This is a genomic window from Streptomyces sp. NRRL S-495, assembly GCF_000966955.1.
Lineage (GTDB): Bacteria > Actinomycetota > Actinomycetes > Streptomycetales > Streptomycetaceae > Kitasatospora > Kitasatospora purpeofusca.
On the sequence record NZ_JZWY01000257.1, the window covers coordinates 1 to 3,097 of the forward strand.

Genomic DNA, 3,097 nt, shown 5'->3' on the forward strand with positions numbered 1-3,097 from the left:
GGGCCGGTGTCCGGGGCGGTGGTCTTGTCGAGCAGGGCGCGCAGCGGGTCGATCCGGTCCTCGTCCTCGTGCAGGACGAAGGCCAGCGAGGCGGGGGCGCCGTGGTCGCCGTTGGTGTAGACGGCGCACCAGGAGGCGAGGGTGGGGACGGCCATCTGTGCCATCAGGGCCAGGGTCTGCTCGTGTTCGAGGGTGCCGGCCAGCAGGTCGGAGGCCTCGACCAGGAAGGACAGCGAGCCGCGGCGCAGTCGTTCGAGCTCGGTGAGCCGGGTGGACTCGACGGCGAGGGCGAGCCGGTCGGCGGCGGACTGCAGCCGCAGCGCGTCCTCGTTGTCGTAGCGGCCGGGGGCGGCGGTGGCGATGCCGAGCGAGCCGATCAGCCGGCCCTCGACCTTGAGCGGGACGGTGAGCAGGGAGCGCAGCGCGCTGTCGTCCAGGACGGTCGGGCCGGTGGGCCGGGCGGCGAGGTCCTCGTGCACCGAGGGGAGGCGGGGTGAGTCGTAGCGGTTGCCGGTGTCGACCGGGAAGCGGGTGTGCGGCCGGATCGAGGAGGGCAGTCCGGTGGTGGCGCGGAGCTCGAACTCGGTCTCGTCCTCGGTGGTGAGCAGCAGGTAGGCGGCGTCGGCGTCGAGCAGGTCGCGGGCGCGTTCGACGGTGTGCTGCAGCAGGGTGTCGAGGTCCTCGCCGCTGCCGAGGCCGGCCAGCAGGTCGAGCCGGGGAGCCGGTTCGGCGCGGTCGCCGGGCAGGGCGCGGGCGGGGGAGCGCAGGACGGCGCGCTCGTCGTCGAGGACCAGCAGGCAGAGCGTGGACGGGGTGCCGTCGGTGTCGCGGAGGCGGACCTGGACGCCGTAGACGTCGGCGGTGGTGCCGTCGGCGCGGCGCAGTGCGTAGCCGCCCTCCCAGCGGGCGAGCCGGAGGGTGGCGGCGAGGCCGAGGCCGGCCTCGGCGGGCTGCGGCCAGACGGCGAGGTCGGCCCAGGGGCGGCCGAGCACGGTGTCGGCGGGGTGCTGGAAGAGTGCCTCGGCGTCGGGGTTCCAGGCGAGTACCCGGCCGTCGTCGTCGAGCTGGACGACGGCGACGTGCACCGGGCCGCTGCTGCGGGGCAGTTCGCTGCCGGGGGTGGCGGGCACTGCGTAGCGGGTGCCGGCGGTGTGCGCGGGCAGCGCGAGCCGGAACCAGACGGTCTTGCGGCCGGAGCCGTACTCGACGCCCCAGCGTTCGGCGAGGGCGGCGCACATCAGCAGGCCCCGGCCGCCCTCGCCGTCCGCGTCGGCGTAGTGGTCGGAGGCGGTGGTGGGGACGTCGGCGAAGGTGGGCAGGCCGCGTTCGGGGTGGTGGTCGGTGACCTCGATCCTGACCGTGCCGTCCTCGCGCAGGCAGCAGACCTCGGCGGCGGTGCCGGCGTGCACGACGGCGTTGGTGACGAGTTCGCTGACCAGGACCACCGCGTCGTCGACGACCTCGGGCAGGCCCCAGCCCAGCAGCGCGTCCCGCACGAAGGCGCGGGCGGCGGAGGCCGACCGGCCCACGGGTTCGAAGGTGGCGGCTGCGCGCGCGGTGACCACGTTGCCACGTCTCCTCTGCTCTGGCCCTGGCTGCCCGGGGGTTCGGCCACGACTCCCGGTGCGTGCCGACGGGTGGCGGCGACGCTGGGGCGGGTCGGTGGCCCGGTGCAGCGCTCCACCCTACTTTCCGCTTGGTTCCCCGTGGGGGCGGGGAGTCGAAACAGGCACCGGAGGGTGATTCTGCCCACCCGTTTCGGACCGGGCCGGTACCAACCGAGCGCAACCGGTCTTGTACCGGGCGCGAGTGCTGCCAGACTGGGGGGTCCGCGATGTCCGTTCGGAGCAGTACGGTCGTTGCGGGTTCCGGTGGACCCGAGTGGCCCGCCGGGACGTACACCGGGACGGTTCCCGGCGGCGGGCCCCGGTGGGGCGCGGCCGCGGGGGCCCGGACAGTTCACGATCTGGGAGGGGCCCGTTGAGTTCGGCCACCAAGGACGCAACCGGTACGACGCCGCCCGCTCAGCGTGGCGGGCGGTCCGGGGCCGCGCCGCGGAGCGCGGCCGGCCGGCGTGCCAACCACAACCGCGGCGCCGAGCCGGCCGAGCTGCGCAAGTTGCTGGCCGCGCTGACGGCGATGCGGGACGGAAACTTCCGGCGCCGGCTGACGGTGCCCGGGGACGGACCGCTGGCGGAGATCGCCGCGGTGTTCAACGAGGTGGCGGAGCGCAACCAGCACCTGACGGGCGAGCTGGCCCGGGTGCGCCGCGCGGTGGGCCGCGAGGGCCGGCTGAACGAGCGGCTGGAGACCGGGGCCGGCGAGGGCGCCTGGATGGCGGCGGTCGACAACTGCAACGCGCTGATCGACGACCTGGCGCGGCCGATGGCCGAGGTGGGCCGGGTGCTCAGCTCGATCGCCGAGGGCGACCTGGACCAGAAGATGGAGCTGCGCTCGCTGCACAGCAACGGGGTGAGCCACCCGCTGCGCGGCGAGTACCTGAAGATCGGCCGCACCGTCAACGGCCTGGTGGACCAGCTGTCGGAGTTCACCGACGAGGTGACCCGGGTGGCCCGTGAGGTCGGCACCGAGGGCAAGCTGGGCGGCCAGGCGAAGGTGCGCAGCGTCTCCGGCAGTTGGAAGGACCTCGCGGACTCGGTCAACACCATGGCCGGCCGGCTGACCGCACAGGTGCGCAACATCGCGCAGGTGACCACCGCGGTGGCCAAGGGCGACCTGTCCCGCAAGGTGACGGTCGAGGTGGCCGGCGAGATGCTGGAGCTGAAGAACACCGTCAACACGATGGTGGACCAGCTGAACGGCTTCGCGGCCCAGGTGACCAGGGTGGCCCGGGACGTGGGGACCGAGGGCCGGCTGGGCGGTCAGGCGCAGGTGCCGGGTGTCGCCGGGGTCTGGCGGGACCTCACCGATTCGGTGAACTTCATGGCGGACAACCTGACGGGTCAGGTCCGCAGCATCGCCCAGGTGACCACGGCGGTGGCGCGCGGCGACCTCTCGCAGAAGATCGAGGTGGACGCCCGCGGGGAGATCCTGGAGCTGAAGAACACCATCAACACGATGGTGGACCAGCTCTCGG

General features: G+C 74.0%; 2 protein-coding genes. One reads left to right on the plus strand and one right to left on the minus strand.

The features are described 5' to 3' along the window. Nucleotides 1-1,565: GAF domain-containing protein (locus VR45_RS14815; protein ID WP_045940214.1), on the minus strand; the 1,565-nt coding region annotated here is incomplete at its 3' end. Between the two features lie 574 nt (nucleotides 1,566-2,139). On the opposite strand from VR45_RS14815, the gene VR45_RS14820 reads away from it, so the two are divergent. Further along, nucleotides 2,140-3,097 (plus strand): HAMP domain-containing protein (locus VR45_RS14820; protein ID WP_234325977.1); only part of this gene is annotated, 958 nt, incomplete at its 3' end.